General features: G+C 45.5%; 13 protein-coding genes and 1 pseudogene. 12 read left to right on the top strand and 2 right to left on the bottom strand.

The genetic code is table 11. The annotated features are described in order from the left end of the window. The first annotated feature begins 50 nt into the window (after positions 1-50). The 6 genes and pseudogenes from GSO_RS11955 to GSO_RS11935 all read left to right on the top strand — a co-directional run bounded on the left by GSO_RS11955 (position 51) and on the right by GSO_RS11935 (position 7,143). On the top strand, positions 51-2,462 hold the full coding sequence (locus GSO_RS11955) for a KxYKxGKxW signal peptide domain-containing protein (RefSeq protein WP_010492502.1): 2,412 nt from the start codon (positions 51-53) through the stop codon (positions 2,460-2,462). Positions 2,463-2,470: 8 nt separating this feature from the next. Beyond that, positions 2,471-2,716, top strand: a complete 246-nt coding sequence (locus GSO_RS11950; RefSeq protein ID WP_010492501.1) for a bacterial Ig-like domain-containing protein — start codon at positions 2,471-2,473, stop codon at positions 2,714-2,716. A 190-nt stretch (positions 2,717-2,906) separates the two neighbouring features. Next, a pseudogene (locus GSO_RS18610) lies at positions 2,907-3,014 on the top strand (KxYKxGKxW signal peptide domain-containing protein); the annotation flags it as partial. 36 nt (positions 3,015-3,050) lie between these two features. Continuing rightward, positions 3,051-4,355 (top strand): hypothetical protein, encoded by a 1,305-nt coding sequence (locus tag GSO_RS11945; protein WP_235500836.1) that lies wholly within the window; start codon positions 3,051-3,053, stop codon positions 4,353-4,355. A 3-nt stretch (positions 4,356-4,358) separates the two neighbouring features. Beyond that, on the top strand, positions 4,359-5,600 hold the full coding sequence (locus GSO_RS16005; RefSeq protein WP_010492499.1) for a CAP domain-containing protein: 1,242 nt from the start codon (positions 4,359-4,361) through the stop codon (positions 5,598-5,600). A gap of 109 nt (positions 5,601-5,709) precedes the next feature. After that, a complete protein-coding gene (locus tag GSO_RS11935) occupies positions 5,710-7,143 on the top strand; it encodes a hypothetical protein (protein WP_010492498.1) in 1,434 nt (477 codons plus the stop codon). Positions 7,144-7,284: 141 nt separating this feature from the next. Here GSO_RS11935 and GSO_RS11930 read toward each other — a convergent pair whose 3' ends face one another. Next, positions 7,285-9,516 (bottom strand): coiled-coil domain-containing protein, encoded by a 2,232-nt coding sequence (locus tag GSO_RS11930; RefSeq protein WP_010492497.1) that lies wholly within the window; start codon positions 9,514-9,516, stop codon positions 7,285-7,287. Positions 9,517-10,226: 710 nt separating this feature from the next. Here GSO_RS11930 and GSO_RS17890 point away from each other — a divergent pair. The 6 genes from GSO_RS17890 (at position 10,227) to GSO_RS11905 (ending at position 16,825) form a co-directional block, all read left to right on the top strand. Continuing rightward, positions 10,227-10,388 carry a hypothetical protein gene (locus GSO_RS17890; protein WP_155807537.1) on the top strand — a complete coding sequence of 54 codons (162 nt, stop codon included), beginning with the start codon at positions 10,227-10,229 and terminating at the stop codon, positions 10,386-10,388. Continuing rightward, positions 10,388-11,239: a hypothetical protein gene (locus tag GSO_RS16000; protein WP_010492494.1), complete on the top strand. Its 852-nt coding sequence runs from the start codon at positions 10,388-10,390 to the stop codon at positions 11,237-11,239. Before GSO_RS17890 ends, GSO_RS16000 begins: the two co-directional genes overlap by 1 nt. Before the next feature lie 38 nt (positions 11,240-11,277). Next, positions 11,278-12,741, top strand: coding sequence for a glycosyl transferase group 1 (locus GSO_RS17590; protein WP_010492492.1), 1,464 nt, complete (start codon positions 11,278-11,280; stop codon positions 12,739-12,741). Between the two features lie 60 nt (positions 12,742-12,801). Beyond that, a complete protein-coding gene (locus GSO_RS11915; protein ID WP_010492491.1) occupies positions 12,802-13,338 on the top strand; it encodes a hypothetical protein in 537 nt (178 codons plus the stop codon). 613 nt (positions 13,339-13,951) lie between these two features. Further along, a complete protein-coding gene (locus GSO_RS11910; RefSeq protein WP_010492489.1) occupies positions 13,952-14,620 on the top strand; it encodes a B3/B4 domain-containing protein in 669 nt (222 codons plus the stop codon). A gap of 426 nt (positions 14,621-15,046) precedes the next feature. Then, entirely contained in the window at positions 15,047-16,825 is a 1,779-nt protein-coding gene (locus GSO_RS11905) for a matrixin family metalloprotease (RefSeq protein ID WP_162097791.1), read from the top strand. Between the two features lie 78 nt (positions 16,826-16,903). Here GSO_RS11905 and GSO_RS11900 read toward each other — a convergent pair whose 3' ends face one another. Continuing rightward, entirely contained in the window at positions 16,904-17,206 is a 303-nt protein-coding gene (locus tag GSO_RS11900) for a hypothetical protein (RefSeq protein WP_029345600.1), read from the bottom strand. Between the last annotated feature and the right edge of the window lie 118 nt (positions 17,207-17,324).

Raw genomic sequence — 17,324 nt, 5'->3', positions numbered from 1 at the left:
TTCACTTGAATGGATTAAGGGCAAACTATGAAAAAGTGGGGCCGAATCATATGAAGAAAAATTTACAAAGACAAAGGGGGAGCGAAAAAGCGCAAGTTAAAAATACGCATTTTCGTTCTTGGAAGAAGGGTAAGAAGTGGTTATTCGCTTCTTCGCTGGTGGTTTCAATTATCGGTGCGGGCGCCTTAGAATCAGGGAAAACAGTTAAGGCCGACGTCACAACCGACACGATTCAAGTGGCACAGCAAGTCGACCAAGCTGCAGCAAGTGCTAAAGCTGCTTCATCGGCGGCTGTCCAAAGTGAGGCTTCAGCGGAGACAACTAAAAACGTTGAGCAGCCTTCTGCGCCATCAGTGGCAACAGAGACAGTCAAAGCAGTGGAAAGTTCTGCAGCAGCGCCAGTCGCAACTTCGACACAGGCGCAGAGTGCAGCAGCTTCACAAGCAACTGTTGCAACCGCCGCAACACCTGCACCTGCAAACAGTGGCGCAGCAACCACGACCAATGCGGCATCCTCCGCTGCTGCGGTTGCTGCTACAAAGGCAGGAATGGACTTTGCAGCATCAATTGATGCAACAACAGCAAGTTCCGGTGCACCAACTTCGCAACAATTTGCTGATCTCTTATCATCAGCGGCATCTTACGCGAAAACGCCGGCTGGCAGTGCAGCTTTTGCCCAGCTTGGCGATAAGCTCCAGAGTGCGGCAAATCTTCTGAGTGAAGCCGGCTCGTTGGCGAATGACCCTGCTGTTTTGGCTTTTAAGAAGCAACTTTCAGATGCAGCTGCTGATCCTGCCAAGCAACGTGCATTAATTGCGGAATTTAACACAACGTCACAAGGCAAGGCGTTAAATTCGTTAGCAGCCGTCAAAGCATCGTTAGAATCACTGGCAAGTATGCCTGAAGCAAAAGCAATGCTGAACTCACTGTCATCGAGTATTTCGGCGGCATCTGCTAACGCTACTAAAAAAGCAGCCGCTAATTCTGCTGCTGTCGCTGAGTTCATGAAAACCGACGCCGGCAAGAAGCTTCTTGATGAAGCTAAGCTGGCAGCCGATTCGGGTGCTGCTCAGAGTTCTGCGGCTGTGACGGCATATCTGCAGACTGCTGATGGTAAGGCATTATTGGAAACCTTGAAGTCATATGCGGACATTCCCGAATTTGCTGCATTTAGCAAAGCCATGACTGCGGCAGAAAAGGCTTCCGATGCGACAGCCATTCAATCCTTAGCTGCATCGTTCTTTGCAACAGATATCGGTAAGGCATTTGCGGATGATTTGCAGAAATACGAAGCCAAGGATTCTTATAAGGCGATGACCAAGCAAATTAATGATGCACAGGATGCAGTTGCCAATGAGCTGAAGTCGTCCATCTCGAAGGCAAGCATGTCAACTTCACTCGCTGGGTTTGATTTAGGCGGGATTGTGAGTGGCATTACCGGAACGATCTGGAATGTCGTTTCATGGCTGGCGACGAATATCAATCCAGTGCGACTGGTTCCGGATCTGACGGGACTTGGTGAAATTGGTAAGTTTGTTGAATCGTTGGTCGGCGGTGCCATTGGTAGCACGTTCTATGGCACAATTGCAACAGGCGTCGGTGACTTTGGTGCCTTTCTAGTTGCCGGGATCCCTGGAACGATTTTGAACTCGATCCTTGGGTTAATTCCAATCGTCGGGATTGTCGCCAATGCAAGTACCGCTGGTGATATTGGTTGGGCGCCAGGGATTACGGGCTGGTTAGCCGGTTTGATCGGTGCTCCGCTTGGTGCTTACTACGGCGCCACCTCGGGTCCTGGTTTAGCTGATAAAGACGGTAACCTTGACACCGTTGTCAGTGGTACGGCTTTAGGATCTGCAATTGGTGCGCTTGTCGGCGAAACCCTAGGTGACTGGATCATTTCATTCCCTATTGGCACACTTGTCGATGGGATCGCCGGCTTCATCGGTGGTGTTATTGGTGTCATCGGCCTTGGGATTATTGTCGATCCAATCATGTTCCTGGTAGTCGGCTGGGTTACTGCCTTGACGGATACAATTGCAACGCTGGTTGGGACCCCAATTGGATCAGTTATAGGCGGTGCCATTGGTGGCGGTATCGGCGCTGTTGCAAGTCTCCTTGGTTTGAACCTTCATTTGCCAAACCTTCAGTTGCTGATCAAGGATGTTGGCTCATTACCTGGCATTTCTGACTTGATCAACACCGTCCAGAGTCTTGCTTCCAAGGCTGGCAAGCTAAAGACAAAAGACATTAAGTTGTTCCGTGGTGCTCGTTTTAATCCTTTTGATGCGATTGTCAGCGCTCAGGATGGTAATGGTAAGGATATTTCAAAATCTAACATCAAGGTTGAAGGAAATATCTATACTAATTTGCCAGGTAAGTTTTATGTTAAGTACTCCTTCGTTAACGAAATGAACGATAACGAGGTGGTTACCGGTTACGCGACAGTCACGGTCGCCTAGGTGATATTATGCAAGAAGAATTGAGACTAAAACCAATCTCGCTGCCAGTTGGATTGCGGTTTGATCCAAGCGATGTCGTTGTGAATGCTACGTATTCAGATGGTGCCAACGTGCCCTCAGCTAAGCTTGAATACGAAGGTCAGGTTTGGCCTACCAATCCAGGTTTCTATCCTGTTAAGGTTGCGTTTTATGACGAGGTATCTGGTAAGAGAGTTGAAGAAAAGACAATTGTCACAGTCCATGAAGTTGAGTAAGAAAGTTTTTATGTGAACAGTCACATCAGTTCACTGAAGGCGGGAAAGAAGTTAATCCGAGCTTTTGGGTTGACTTCTTTTTTTAAGTTTCAGTGCAAAAGATCATGAATCAAACAAGGAGACTGTTTTGCGGTTATGAGCGAACTGCTTAAACGTTGACGCTGGCAATTATGGAGAAGGAGATTAGATAATGGGGAATCATAGCGGGCAAAGGTGGCTTAATCAACAAACTAAGATCACCCGGTTTAGAAGATGGAAATCTGGGAAAAAGTGGTTGTATGCTTCAAGTGTGATTGTAACTTTTGCAAGCGGGGCGTTTTTGGCGGATGCAGTCATGACAAATCACGTCAATGCAGATACACAATCAGATATAGAAACTGCCATTAAAGTGGCGGATCAGGTCCAGAAAACGGCTACTCAAGCTGCTAATTTACAGAACTCTGGAGTGCCAAGGGACAAGAATGCTGGTTCTCAAGTGACTCGCGAGCAAAATAATCAACCAACTGTTGACAACCAAGAAAAAATAACAGTATCGCCGCAGCAAGAGACACAACAAGTTTCGACAACAAAAGAGGCATCACAGGCAAGTGCACCTGTCTCGCAGCAAAAGAATGAAACGGTTGCAACAACGACAGAAGAGCCGGTTGTTCACTTAGCTTCTACAACTTCCGAAAACGATCCGAGTCGCAGTGCACAAAACGTTTCGCAGCCTGCTGCCACCGCCGAATTAACCAAAAACGACAAATATACTGAAGAAGGGTCTTCGGTGAGCGCTGAACTTCAAAGTATCGCTGAAAGTGAGACTAAGACTAGTTCTAGCTCCACTGAAGGTCCCACATCAATCACTTCTAACGCAGCCAATGATGAAGCAGAAAAAAATCAAGAAGCATGGATTCGTCAAGCCATCAATGCCAGTCTTCACATTGATCAGTACGTATCCAATGTCAATCAGAGTCAAAATGAGGTAAAGCTAGAAGAAATCACATCAGCAGCAGTTGCTGATCACGCGTCAGCAATCATACTAGGCGCAACGAGTACATCAGCAGCAGCGCAACCGTGGCTTACGGCTCCGGACCTGAGTCAGCTGGTCAAGCAAATTAGTGACGTCTACAATTTGACACTTGGAGATGCCGTTAAGTGGGCCATCAAAAATGGTGTTAATGGTGCTCTAGATGGGCTTTCCGCAATCGTTTCCGGGTTGCGGTCCGTAGCAGGATCGCTGCCAATTGTTAATGTGATTTTGCCACTTGCTAGTGGTGCAATCAAAGCTGCCCAAGATGCAGTTACTGTTGCCAATTCGCTTGGCATTGACCCAACCGGTTTGGTTTCCGGCGCACTAAACCTTGGCATTAACACGATTGGTAAAGCGATTCAAGGTGTGATCTCACCGGTATTAAAAGCCATTCCATTTATTGGTCAAAATCTGGCAAACGCCATTAACCCACTTTTAGATACTGCGACGAATCTAGGACCCGCTTCGATCGTCAAGGCGGTGGCGGGGGTTGTTGGACTTTCAGGTGTTTTGACCGGCGTTTCAAACATCACGGCCACAGTTGCACCAACAATCATTAACGCACTGCAAGGCGTTTTGAATATCAGTGTGTCAGTGGTCAATGGGATTGCTTCGTTTGCCGGATAGGCAATGACGATGTTTAAAGATGTTCTTGGCGGCATCATGGCACCAATTCAATGGGTGATTAACCAAGTGAAAACAACGATCCAAGGATTGTTTCCGGGTTCATCCAGTACCGGTGCAGCGACAAATAACAATAATGACAAGAACCATCAAAATGGTGACTCAAAGACGCCTGCCCCTGAAACCCCTGATGCCACCAATAGTGATAGTCCAGACACATCGAAGAGCACTACGCTAACACCATACATTAATCTTTTCGATATGAGCATTCCTTTGGGCACGCGTTGGAATCCAACTAAAATGTTAATAGCTGCTGTCGATTCCACTGGGAAAGCAGTTAGCTTGTCAGACATCAGAATTGATGGTACGGTTCCGGTAACATTACCAGGAATTTATTTTCAACGTTTTGAGTTTACCGATCCCAACGGCACTATCGTTACCAAAATGGGAAAAGTTAGAGTGGGAGGTAAAGAATCTTATGCCATCCCTTCTGACAGTGCCACGCTTGCTAGTATAACGAATGCTATCCAAGCCTTGCCGCACACTGATAGCAACCTTGCCTCCAGATTCACTTCCACCACTAACTACCCGAGCAAAGAAGCGGTTTATCTTGCTGCTAATCCGGACTTCAAACCAGACGCCAAAGAGATCGCTGCTGATTTTCTACAGTATGTCAATCAGCTACGCACGCTAAATGGCCAGAAACCGCTGACTTATTCAGCCAGTGAAGAGGCTTTTGCCACTAAGCGGGTTCAAGAAATTATGACGAACTTTAGTCACGATGGTTCTCATGGATCAACTGAGGATATTGGAGCCAGCAAGGGGATTATTGAGGACATGCACTCTAATCAGGAGATTGCCTATTATCTGGTCATGGATTGGTATGATGAATCGGATAATCCGGAACCGATTGGCGATGGCCATTATGGTCACCGGGCTAATCTGCTGTATGGCGGTCCGACAATGGGGTTGGCATTTACCCAATCGCCGAGCGAAAAAAATCAGTACAGCTATTATTACGCTTTTGAAGCTCCAACTTACAGTGATAAAAGCCTGTATGATAAGGCCTTGGCAATGGCCAATGCAAAGACAAATCCCCAAACAGTACCGCTCCCAGACACAACTTTTGTTTATGTTGACTCGCCGAAATTTGCAAGTCTTCAAGCACAGTTGAAACAGTTACAAACTGAACAAAAAGCAGTCGCGCCAAACCCGGCCCCAGCAATTAAAACCGTGGCGATCGCGTAATTGGGCTATTGGGTGCAAAAATAATGTTGCGAGATAATCGCACACGTCGTTGTTTTAAAAGTTACTGACAATGAAACGTGTGAGCCGATTTTTAGAAAGGAAGATGAAGATGGGCCTATTTTCCAAGAAAAAAACGTCAGATCAGGATGATCTTCTCGGTGCGTTGGAGAAGCAACTGCGTAGGGCTGGGGATGACGGTCTCGCAGGCCTTGCGGAGTTGCTGCCCCGAACGGACGCCAACGGTTTACAGACAGGGATCGCAGGGTCAGCGACAGCCGATGAATCAGAGTCATCCGGTAACGAGGGGGAAGCGCAGGCGGATGTCGTTCCTGCAAAGTCTGAAGTAGTGAAAAGCAAAAACTGGACAATGAGCATTTCCAATGGTGCACAATTGAGCTTTGCTAACGATCAGTTAACACTTTATGTTGATTCTGAGCAATCCGCGAGCAATCAAGCGGCATCTTCGGCTTCAGCGGCCGATGCTAATGATGCTGCTGATTTGAAAGTAACTGCTACTGAAAAGGAGAAAAAAGAAGGCGAAGCGTCAACTCCGGCAGCAGGCATGGCTTTTAAAACGGACAATGTGATTGACATAGATCATTTCAATCATAAAAGTCTCCTCTCTGAAGCTGATGCGCAAGCTTCCGATGCTGTGGCCATTGCATCAGCAGGTGATACCCGTACCGAAATAGCCGCAACCGCCTCATCGGATTCGGCAAAAACAACACAACAACTTCAAGATGGGGAGATTGACTCGACGCCGGAAATGAATGTAGGCAAGTCAGCTTCACAAGCCTCAGGTGGAGAAGTTATCGAAGTCTCACCAGAAAAGAATGAAGAATTGAGTTCAATAGCAAGCTCAACCCATTCACAGGCTTCAACTGAGGCTAGCTCTGGCACATCTGTACCTACTAAGCAACAGGCGACGCAAGTTTCGGAGAATCAACCGAGTGTTGAGCATGTCACTACTGAAAAGCCAAGGGTATCTGACCAAGCTTCCGACTCAACTGAAGTGCCTAGTGCCACAGATCGCAGCTCGGAGACGCAGACCGCTGTGATGGTCGCCATCAAAGCACTTCAGCAACAAAGCCAAACGAACCAGGAACAAATAGCGGTCCTGTCCACGAAACTTGCGCAGCACTTGGATGCTTCTACTGAACTTGAGCGCACACATAGTAAAACGGTTAATAAACTTAGCGAGATTTTGATTAACCTGATCGTGACTAAGAATGAGCTTGAACAAACGAAAAAGGATTTAAATGATACGAATGAAGCGCTTGGCAAGATTCGCGAGCAGGTCAAACAAACACATGAAGAGGTGCTTGATCGCCAAAACGTTCAAAACGAAAGCCAGCATGTGCTTGTGACTGAATTGCAGGCCAAACTCCAAGAGGCACAAAAGTCGATCAAGACATTAACTGACAAGTATGCAGAAAGTCAAGAGCAAACGAAAACACTGCAAGATAAGGTCAACAATCTGCGCTTTGAAAATTTGCAGTTACAACATCAGATTGAGGACAGTAAGATGATTCAAGCTGAATAAACGATCTTTTCGGTCAGTATCAGAAGAGACAACAATAAGAACCCAGCGCGGTGAGCTCATCTAAGTGAGCAAAGCGCTGGGTTCTTATTGTGTGACCGGTTTGCAACCGAGTTCTTTTTCTATAGAAATTTTGGCTAATGATCAATCAGCGGGCATCGAAAGTTGAACCGGTAACGGCGCCTGCTTGAGCACATTAACATAAAGTGGCAGCTTGGCCTTTTTGGCTAAAGTACTTTGCGTGGTGACGTTGTTGGTGATAAATGCCTGTTGCTTGTGATCGGCCATCCAGCGAGTAAAGTCGTCTGTGTCGACAACGGCTTCATCGACAAATGGCACTAACTTGACGCCGGAATTAGCGGTTAAATCACGGTAGGCTTTGGATTTGAAGTTGCCAATCATAGCGCCTTCCTGTGGGAATGACTTTTGTAGCCACCAAACGTTGAGAGCTGCAAGCGAGTCGAAAGAGTTGATTTGCAAACCGGCTTCGTTGAAGACGCTAATGTCGCTCAACTTCTGGCCTTGGTAAGTCGCTGAAACGACGAGCAAACCATCGCGGCGGTAAAATTCTTTGCGCGTGATACCGTTGGCAGCGTCATAGAACGTGTTGGCCGATAGCACACCATTTTTACGGAAGAAGCTTTCTTTCGTGAGTTTGTCACCTTGACGATAAGCAATTTTTGAAATGAGCTTGGTCGGCTGCTTCTGGGCATCGAGTTGATAGGTGACAAGCATGTTCGTTTGACCATCTGGCATGGTGATGGTTTCGGCCGTGTGGTTCTCATTCCATTGCCGATTTTTGATATTGGCAGGTAGCGTTGCCGCATTCTCGCTACCCTCACCAGCATTTTGCAATTGATAAAGGCAGTTGATGATTTGGATTTCATCTGGATTGAAGTTGTTAGCCGTTGACCAGGCATCGATGGTCGGGACCAAATCAATGTTGAAATAGGTCGTGAAAATACCGACCTGTTTCTTCGGCATTGATTGCAACATGTCGCTTAATTGGGGTAAAGCTTCAAAGTCATGAGCAGAGAACGAATCAATATCCAGAATTAATGGGGCATAGTCAGCTTCACTCAAAGCATGAACTGGCTGTGAGAAGTTCAACCATGCGGTGATGCCATCAGTGAGCGTATGCAACTGGTCATGCAAGCGTTTGGACTCGTCTGTTAAATCGGCCTGTTGATGCTCAAGTTTGTCTAATTGCGCTTTGTCGTCAGCCTGATCACTGGCCACTTTAGCCTTTAATGTATCGAGTTTGCGTTGCGCATCGGTGATGGCTTGACCATTGGTATTTTGTTCGCTATTGATTTTGGTGATTTCATCTTTAGCTTGGTTAATTTCATTGATAATATCTTCAAGTTGCTTCTTCAAGCTAATCTGCGTTGCGGTCAGCTTTTTTTCACCGGCCTTAATGTCATCAATTTGCTTACGATGAGCATCGGCAAAAGCGAGAACTTTTTCCGGATCTTTGATACCGGAAAAAGCAGACATGATTTCCTCTTCTTCCTGCTTGAATTTCTTACCCTGCTCAAGGGTCATTTGTGCTTGCTTTTCCAGAGATCGGCGCTGGCGGTTGAGATCATCAAGGACGCCTTGTTTGGACTTGAACTGAGCTGCAATTTTATTGGCTTGGTTCTGTAAATCGCTAATTGTCTTTTGCGCAGGAACTAACTCGCTACCATCATTTTGGGCCATGCGTTTTTGCATGGCTTTGATGTCGCGTTGTGTTTGGGCCAACGTCACCTTGTTTTGGGTTAGAGCGGCCTGCAAATCGGCACGTTTAGCAAACATATTCGTTTGAAGCGTTCGCCGTGCTTCATTGTATGTAGAAATCGCTTGTTTCAAGGTGTTCTTGGCATTATCAATTTTAGCCGAATTTGCGGTGATATTTGTTGCTTCGGTTTGTGCAGCCGGATTTGGTGCAGCTGCCGATTTCTGCTCGTTCTGTGTTGGCTTTGTCATTGCCGGCTTATTGTCTTCTTGTGACTTGGTTGAAGAAGTTGCCACATGGGTACTTGTTGAAGCGGCTGAGGATGACTGAGAGCCTATGTGTGCGTTAGCGGTTGATGCTGAGGCAGATTCCGTCAGCGACGAGGATGTTGATTTAGCAATAGTCGTTGTGGTAGACGCGGTAGCAGAACGCAAATTGGCAACTGGACGATCCGTTACCGCGGTTTTCGTCCCTGTTTCCGGAAGTGAACGCGGTTTGGAAGTGACTTCTTGTTTGGCCTTAACAGATGAAGCAGACGAAAACAGACTAGTACCGCCATTTCCTGCAGCAGCGCTCGAGTTTTGTTCGCTTTCTTGTTGGAGCTTGTTTGGCTGATTGCGTAAAAACTGATTCCGCCCTTTTTTCCCAAAAATACTCATTCTTAAACCACCCCATAAATTAAGTTTTCTTTTTCTACTAAACAATTGAAGCATTATTTCTCACCTGCTAATTGTCTTGTTCTCTTGTGTCAGTTCGTCATCGTTTTTGTACAGACCGCTGATTCTAGTTGACGCATTGCCTAGCCTCAATCGTATTATAAAGCATAATTACATGGCCGATGCACGTATTATTAAACTTGTCGTCGTTAATCTCAAGAGGTTCTGGCAAAACATCTGAACAAGCAACAACATTGTCTGGTTAACCGGCGTGATGACAATTAGCCGGATAAAACTGTTTCTTTTAAGTACAATTAAATAATGAGAAACAGGCAGAATCCCATGTGCCTATTTTACAGCAAAGAGCCGATTTAAAAAAGAATTTTATCGTTGAATATTAATTATTCTAAAGTTGAAAATTCTTTTCGATTTTTTGATCTTGACTGGCATTTTAAGAGATATCCACTCCAAAAGTGGGTGTTGAGGTGCGTTCTGAATCACGACCATGTTATAATTATTAGTGTTGTTGGCTTTTGCCATTTACTATGGAAGACGCAAAACATTTCTTTGTTCATAGGCATTAAAAGGTTGTCAAATAATGAGTACATAAGTGACTTTTGGCGTTCTTGTTTGCGACGGTGACATTGTTTGGACCATGCGCGTCTGGTTTGTTTCACCAAAGAACACGCATTAAATGAAGGTAGGGTGCAGTCATGGGCTGGTTGTCGAATAGATCAAAAAAGAAACAGGAAACAACGAATACAGCTAAAAAAGCAAATGATTTTGTAATAAGCGATGATAAGCAGGACTTTTTTTACTTAGAGACGTTGCCAGAAGATATGTCACAGCAACTGTGGGCAAAAATGCAACGGTGATGAATTATTTTAAAAACAAAGAATCGGCTCCAGCAATCATTGATTGCGGGTTCGGCTTTGGCAAAGTCTCACGTTTCATGCGTTATCGAGATAAAGAAAAGCTGTTTTTACCACCAACGTCATACCATAATTTTTATACGTTTCTACACCACCGCGGCAGTGTTGGACACGCAACGGCCACATTTGGTAGTGAGTTCACCAAGGAACTGACGCCTAAGCAAACTTTGGGGAGTCATGTGACGCGTTATGTTGATCAAGATGGGCAAACTGCGATTAAAGTCGAACGTGATGACCAGGAGCGAGTGCAGGTTGTTAGTTATTTTCGCGATGGTAAGTTACGTCGCGAGGATAGTTACGATCACCAAGGGCGCCTGATGATGACCGAACGTTTTGCTGAAATGCCGAATATCCATCGGCAAAATACAACAGATCCGTTTTTTGTGACGACTTCGGTGCAGCGTATGCTGGTTGACATGAGCGGGCGTCCGGTCATCGTAGCATTGCCGACTTTTAATCAGTTTTGGGTAGAGTCGGAAAGTGGGGAGCCGATTAAGGCCTTAGATGATGAGGCTGAGTTAATGGTTTGGTGGTTGTTGCAAAATTTTCAGCATACTAACCGTAAACTTTATATCGATGCTGACAGTGACCTGTTTGCGCAACTTATTGATGAGCCGGCAATGCATCCGCATTTGGTGCCGATTGTTTATGACAAGCCTGACACTGCGCTCCTAGCAAATGTGAAGTCACCGGCGTATTTGATCAGCCAGCAATTTGTTGATGAACCGGGTGTTAAGAGATTGGCAGGCGACGTGTTGCCGATCTTAAGTTGGCATGAATATATGCCTCATTGAGTGGGTTGGCATCAGTAGAATGAATGCGGAGGGGAATCATGGTTTATTTTTTAACATATCGCTTTGAAGGCGGTACACCTAGTGGCGAAGAGCAGGTACAACGACTCCAATTATTTGCGGATCACCAAGTGCCAGCAAGTATCATTGTCTTGAGCGAGCAAGAAGATCTGGATGAGCAGGTTCAAAAGGCTCATTTACGGTCGGATCAGGTCATGTCACTTATCGATGTTTTACGTGGCACTGACACCAGTGAGGGAAAACCACTTTACACGATTGGCGACATTATGAAGCTGAACGATTATCAAACCAAGACGGTTGATCACCATTTACAATTTTTGAATGGTGACCATTTGATGTATGCTGTTACAGCTTTTGACGATGAAGCTGAGTTGACCGCACAGCGGATTCATACCATTACGTTCTTTGGCGATAACAACCGTAAAAGTTATGCCGAGGTTTATGATCGTCAAGGCAATAAGGTGAAAACCGTGTATTTTCAAGCGGATGGGCAATTGCGGCTAGCCGTGTATTTTTATGCGAATGGAACGCCGCTCTTGTTTGGCCAATATAATGGTAATGGTACTTTGCATCATCTGACCGTGTTAGACTTGGCCGGACAATCAGCCGAGTTTACGGATTGGGCGTCGTTTGGCAGATACTGTCTAGCACATGTGATAAAGCAACATCCGGGTAAGCTATTTGTGGATCAACCAAGCCGCGTTTTGCCCATGTTAGGACAAGAAACGGTGACTGATTTTGTGCCAGTTGTCAGAACCGAAGAGGATGTCAGTGCCATCAGGCAAACCGAGCAGTCAAACGGTAGTCGCGCTGCTTTTGGGCAATTGATTGCTGATCCGCAAGCCTCCTTTGCGTCATCTTTAACGCAACATGGGAATGTAGTACCCATTGCGGCAACAGTGAACCAGCAGTCCACTATTCCGGAAGTTACGCCATGGGAACAGCGCCTGCCTGGCCGAGTAGCGATGGAACTAGACAATCAAAATTTAGCGATTTTTGAGCAGTTACTGAGCACGTTATCAATGGTTAAGATCAAAGAGAAACAGGTGAAGTTGAATCTCTTCGTCCATCATCAAGATCAAGCGTTGGCTCAGCAATTACAAGAAAGCATCGAGACGCTCGGATTGTCTTCAATTCTAGATATTCAAACCCGATCATTAGCAGATTCGGGCGACTTGGCGCGGGTCATGGCATTTATCGTGGCAGATCTAGGCAACTTGGGAGATGCTGATTTGTTGAGCTCGCTCACTTACGGTACGCCGGTCATCACATTTACCAAAGCGGCTGACCAGATGCTCAATGGTGCAACCAATGGCGAGCTTGGCATTGTAAAGCTCAGTGATCAAGTGCTTGACGCGGCGACTGATATGTTGAAATTATTAACGGATCAAACTTGGTGGCAACAGATCAGCGATCAGGCGGTGGCAGCAGCCAAACCATTACGCGGCCTAACTGGCTGGGAGCTATGGAAAATGGTATTGTAACCATTGACATGGTAAAACTATCAGACGTGCAGAGATGACAACGCATTGGAGGAATGGAACGTGCGAAAATTAATGAGCTTATTGGTTCTAATGGTGACGATTGTCGGCATTGCCGGTTGTCAGTCAAAATCGTCAGATTCGTCAGCAAAAAAATCTTCGACGATGGTCACGACCAATAAGTTTGACCAAAAGGCGCTTCAGAAACGCTATACCAAGATCTCGGATACTGTGATCCAAACCTTAACCAAGATCACGGTGAAAGACGACCAAAAAGACATTATGGCGTCGGCTAAAAAAGGTGTTGACGATTTAGACAAAATCACCTTGGAACTGCAGAATAATCAGCCAGCGTCTGGGATTGGCACAAAAAATACCAATGCTGACCTGACCAAGGCGCTGATTACATACAGCCAAACCGCCACCGATGCTCTGAAGAGCCTGCAAGGGAATGATTCGAATGCTTTTCAGTCGGACGTCAAGAACTTCTTCAGTCAAGCTGCCAGCATCGGCAAGCAGTACTTTAACGGCCAATTGCCGGTTTCCATTCAAAACTTTTCCCAGAATCGCCAAGCCGTTACAACGATTCCAAGCAAATAAAGGGCTTCTATGAGACATGGTCAAAGGTTAATTTGTGCTTGACCGGAAAATGGTGCCGTTCAAAAAGTTCCTACTTGGGTCATTGACTTTCCGCAACTTTGACACTAGTATAAAAGCAATTTAATCCTCCAAAAATGCAGAGAAGAGTAGCGGCAATGTAGGTGTGCAGCGAGTCCGGAAGATGGGAAAGGATAACCAAGCGAGCCGTGAAGATGAGCTCTGCAATATTGTTAGTTTGTTGACGCAGGCTAGCCGGTCGGAACCGTTAACTTTCCGGACCTCGCAATGGGCGCTGCAACGGCACGCTATTGCGGCGTCGTTGAGGCATTGCTTGTGAAGGCAATGTAAATTTGGGTGGTACCACGTGACAGCACTCGTCCCTTTGATGATAGGGGATGGGTGCTCTTTTTGTGTGAGCGTGAGCGGGCGCGGTTAGAAGTCGGAGTGTAAGTGGCCTTGGGCGTGATGGCCCGGGTTTAGGCCATTGCGACCAAGTTCCTTACACGCAGACTTCTGCGCCGGTGAGCGCGTTATAGAACACAAAAGTAGCATTTAACCGTCCTCCCAATCTGCGCAAATATTCCCACAACGCAAAAAGAAAGAGGCCATTCATATGAACTTTATCGTAGATCCAAGAGTACTAGCACTTGGTGTCAAAATCCGCGGCGTTGAATTAACTGGCGTGGATAACCACGCGTATCCGCAGGCGCTAAAAGAAATGATTGCTAATGAAATTAAATCGGTCCTAGAAACACTGGATCGCGAACAAATTAAAACGGATCCGGTCATTCAAGGCTTTTGGGATTTGCATCGCGCGGTGCATTTGCCAAAACGCAATAACATGCCGGCACCGGCAACGTTGCTGAAGCTCATCCTGAAACGTGGTGAGTTGGCACCGATTAACCCGGTCGTTGACTTATATAATTTAATTTCGATTCAAAGTCATTTAGCGCTTGGTGCCCATGATATTGACCGCATTGATGGTAATGTCAATTTGCGACTCACGACCGGCACCGAGAAATTCATCCCCATCGGTGCAAATGGTCAACCCGAGCCCGTCAAGGCAGGCGAATATGCTTACATTGACGACAGCAACGAAATCATCTGCCACCTGGAGACGCGCCAGGTGGAAAAGACAAAGGTGACGGCAGAAACAAGTCATCTGTACTACATTGTGCAAGGCAATCAACAGACTAGCCAAGATTTTGTTGATCAAACGGCCAAACAGGTCATCGATTTAACAACGAAGTATTTAGGCGGTAAAGGTAGAATGCTAAATTGATTTTATCAATAATGTGGCGTGAAAATTGTATTGATGAATGTAGTACGGAAAATGGATAAGCCACTAAATGGATTAGGAGGAATATACCCGTAAAACCTAGCTAACTTCATTGTGAACGTTTTTAAATACGAACTGTATGAGAATAATTGTGGGAGTTCACGATATTACGTATTGACATAAAGTGTTAATCAACTCATAATCGAGACGATGAAAAGTTCTATAAGGCACATATACTTGTCAATTTTCTTCTATAGTTTCGAGCCAATGCAAAGCGATCCCACTATGGATGTTAAGGACTATTTTGGGTGCAGAGAAGAAATTGATGAGGAATATCAGTGCACAAGAATTGCGCTTTTGAATTGAACTTTCTGAGCAAGATGGTATCTAGGTTGAGAAATGTTTGGTTGGTATAATGGGGTGGATGATATGAATATTAAGAGCAAGATAATCGTATCTAATAGACATAGCCATTTTGAAGAGCCTTTAATGCATAGTAAAGGCCCCGGATCTGTGGATGATCATGAAAAAAGGCATCAATTTGTCAGAGCTCTAAAAGGAATCGGACTAATTCTAGCCTTCTTTTTGACGTCACAAATTTTCTTTGACCAAAATGGAATCGAGAATTCTTCACCAAACGTTGTCTACGCGGATGCGGATAAAGTATTTGGAAATGGTCCGGCAATTGAAGATCCTAAAGCGGTAAAAGTTGATTATCCAGCAGAGGTCACTTGGGCATGGGACGTAAAAGCTCAGTCAGGAAGCCAATATGACAATGGTGATCAATCAGTTGCAACAATTGGTAACTTGGGCAATTTGGATGGTAAAAATTACGTTAATACGGTCGTTCAAGTCAATGCAAGGGTCAAAGAGCATGATACATACAGCGGGTATGATGACTTAATTACATTGCCCAATGGAAAGTCATACTGGGTTAATGAACTCGTTATAAAGAAGTTAGCAACTGTCGGTAACGGTCCAGCTTTTGAAGACCCAACTGCTACCAAGGTGAACTATCAAGCAAAGATTACGGCAAACTGGTTTTTGAAGGGGCAATCAGGAAGCCAGTACGACAATGGTGATATGTCTGTTCCGACGATTGCGATGCTCAATGATCTTGATGGCAAGAATTATGTTGGGACTATGGTTCAGGTTAGTGAGAGAGTCAAGGAAAACCTCCCATACGGAGGCGGGTACGATTCGTTAATCACTTTGTCGAATGGAAAGTCATATTGGGTTAATGACATCGCGCTTGAGAAAGTGACGCCTGCAAATCAATATAAAGTCCTTTCAGTTACGAAGTATGTAGCGGACACTTCTGACATTACCAGTACGCGAGATTTTCGGGCCGATGGCAGCAGGTTTTATACAATCAAGCCGACAACCGATTCGTATCCTCTTTACGCAGACACATTTGGCAGTTCAAATGTCGCCGGACAATCATCAGATGTAGTGGGTACTTATTACCTGGCCTCTGAAGAAGAGAAAGTTCAAGCGCCAGATGGCACTCAAACTACAGCAGTTCATATCTCTAACGATAATAAGACTTGGTATTGGGTTGACAAGCGTGCATTAAGCACGGGATCTGACGGCTATAAAACAGCTTATGAAGGCATGATTGGCGATGGACCAAATGGAGCTATTAAATACTGGGTTTCCCCCGACGATCCGCTCGCAAGTGAAATTAAGGCAGCTGCTGATAAATGGAATGCCAAAATTCCTAATCTTTTTGTGGAATCGGATTCGCCAACAGATGTGAATCTTAATTTTGAAGAGAAGAACTTACAAAACGATGGTGTATGGGCGTCGACTTACTTCAAGATTTACCAGAATAATGTGACAAAGGCATATTCTTTCGGCAATGAAGCGACCGTTGCACTTAACACTGGCGGTAGTTCAAGTCTGTTAGTTAACAAGGAAAAAGATGATCAGGGAACTGTCAACATTATCGAGCATGAATTAGGACATGTTTTAGGCCTTGGTCATTCTGGAGCAGACGGTGCCTCTTGGTCGTTCTACACGTCACCGACTAACCTGATGTATACAACGACAGACGGTACCTCAAATGATTATAATTCACTTCCGGACACCATGGTCAATGTCATTAAGTTTATTCGTTCGCTTGGCTGGACTTATGTTGGTCAGCCTAATGCAGGTGAAGCAAGTTCTAGCGCAAATCTAACTGTCAAGTGGGTTGGTATACCGTAACTTTCAAAGAATGAAAGTTGAGGAGTTATAAAAGTCCCGGGAAACCGGGACTTTTTGTGATTATTCAGCTTTTCTTTTCTACTCCAGCACCTCATATTCCCTTAAGAACCTTCTGCGCGACACCACACGCTGATTGGTAGCATCCAGAAAATCGCCTGTATACCCATATGCGTAGACGCCAAATCCAGCATCGGTGTCACCAGCGACCATGTTTGGCTTTTCAGTGATTGGCGGTCTCAACGCTGCCATTAGAATGCGCACGCGGTTGTCTAACCAGTAGATTTGATTTTTGGCTAAAGCGTCCTTTACCCAATCAGGACGCTCACTGGTTTGACTAATTTCCCAAACAGAGGCTGGTTTACCTTTATAGAGGACTCTTATGATTGTCACCATCCTTGTTGATCAAGTGAAAAAAGTGGAAGACTCAGCGTAACCAAATTAGCCCACGTCACGATAACATCCCACCTCTTCGGTAGCAACAGATTTCTTCAGCAGAACT

Source organism: Lacticaseibacillus zeae DSM 20178 = KCTC 3804 (assembly GCF_000260435.1).
GTDB classification, from domain to species: Bacteria; Bacillota; Bacilli; order Lactobacillales; family Lactobacillaceae; genus Lacticaseibacillus; species Lacticaseibacillus zeae.
Note: the sequence above shows the minus strand (reverse complement) of the source record. Positions and strands in the feature narration are given on the sequence as shown.

What these genes read in the sequence shown, in the direction of transcription:
- GSO_RS11945 (WP_235500836.1), top strand. Translation starts at nt 3,051, where the DNA reads ATGACAAATCACGTCAATGCAGATACACAATCAGATATAGAAACTGCC.
- GSO_RS16000 (WP_010492494.1), top strand. Translation starts at nt 10,388, where the DNA reads ATGAATTATTTTAAAAACAAAGAATCGGCTCCAGCAATCATTGATTGC.
- GSO_RS11905 (WP_162097791.1), top strand. Translation starts at nt 15,047, where the DNA reads ATGAATATTAAGAGCAAGATAATCGTATCTAATAGACATAGCCATTTT.
- GSO_RS17890 (WP_155807537.1), top strand. Translation starts at nt 10,227, where the DNA reads ATGGGCTGGTTGTCGAATAGATCAAAAAAGAAACAGGAAACAACGAAT.
- GSO_RS11910 (WP_010492489.1), top strand. Translation starts at nt 13,952, where the DNA reads ATGAACTTTATCGTAGATCCAAGAGTACTAGCACTTGGTGTCAAAATC.
- GSO_RS11930 (WP_010492497.1), bottom strand. Translation starts at nt 9,516, where the DNA reads ATGAGTATTTTTGGGAAAAAAGGGCGGAATCAGTTTTTACGCAATCAG.
- GSO_RS16005 (WP_010492499.1), top strand. Translation starts at nt 4,359, where the DNA reads ATGACGATGTTTAAAGATGTTCTTGGCGGCATCATGGCACCAATTCAA.
- GSO_RS11950 (WP_010492501.1), top strand. Translation starts at nt 2,471, where the DNA reads ATGCAAGAAGAATTGAGACTAAAACCAATCTCGCTGCCAGTTGGATTG.
- GSO_RS11935 (WP_010492498.1), top strand. Translation starts at nt 5,710, where the DNA reads ATGGGCCTATTTTCCAAGAAAAAAACGTCAGATCAGGATGATCTTCTC.
- GSO_RS11955 (WP_010492502.1), top strand. Translation starts at nt 51, where the DNA reads ATGAAGAAAAATTTACAAAGACAAAGGGGGAGCGAAAAAGCGCAAGTT.
- GSO_RS17590 (WP_010492492.1), top strand. Translation starts at nt 11,278, where the DNA reads ATGGTTTATTTTTTAACATATCGCTTTGAAGGCGGTACACCTAGTGGC.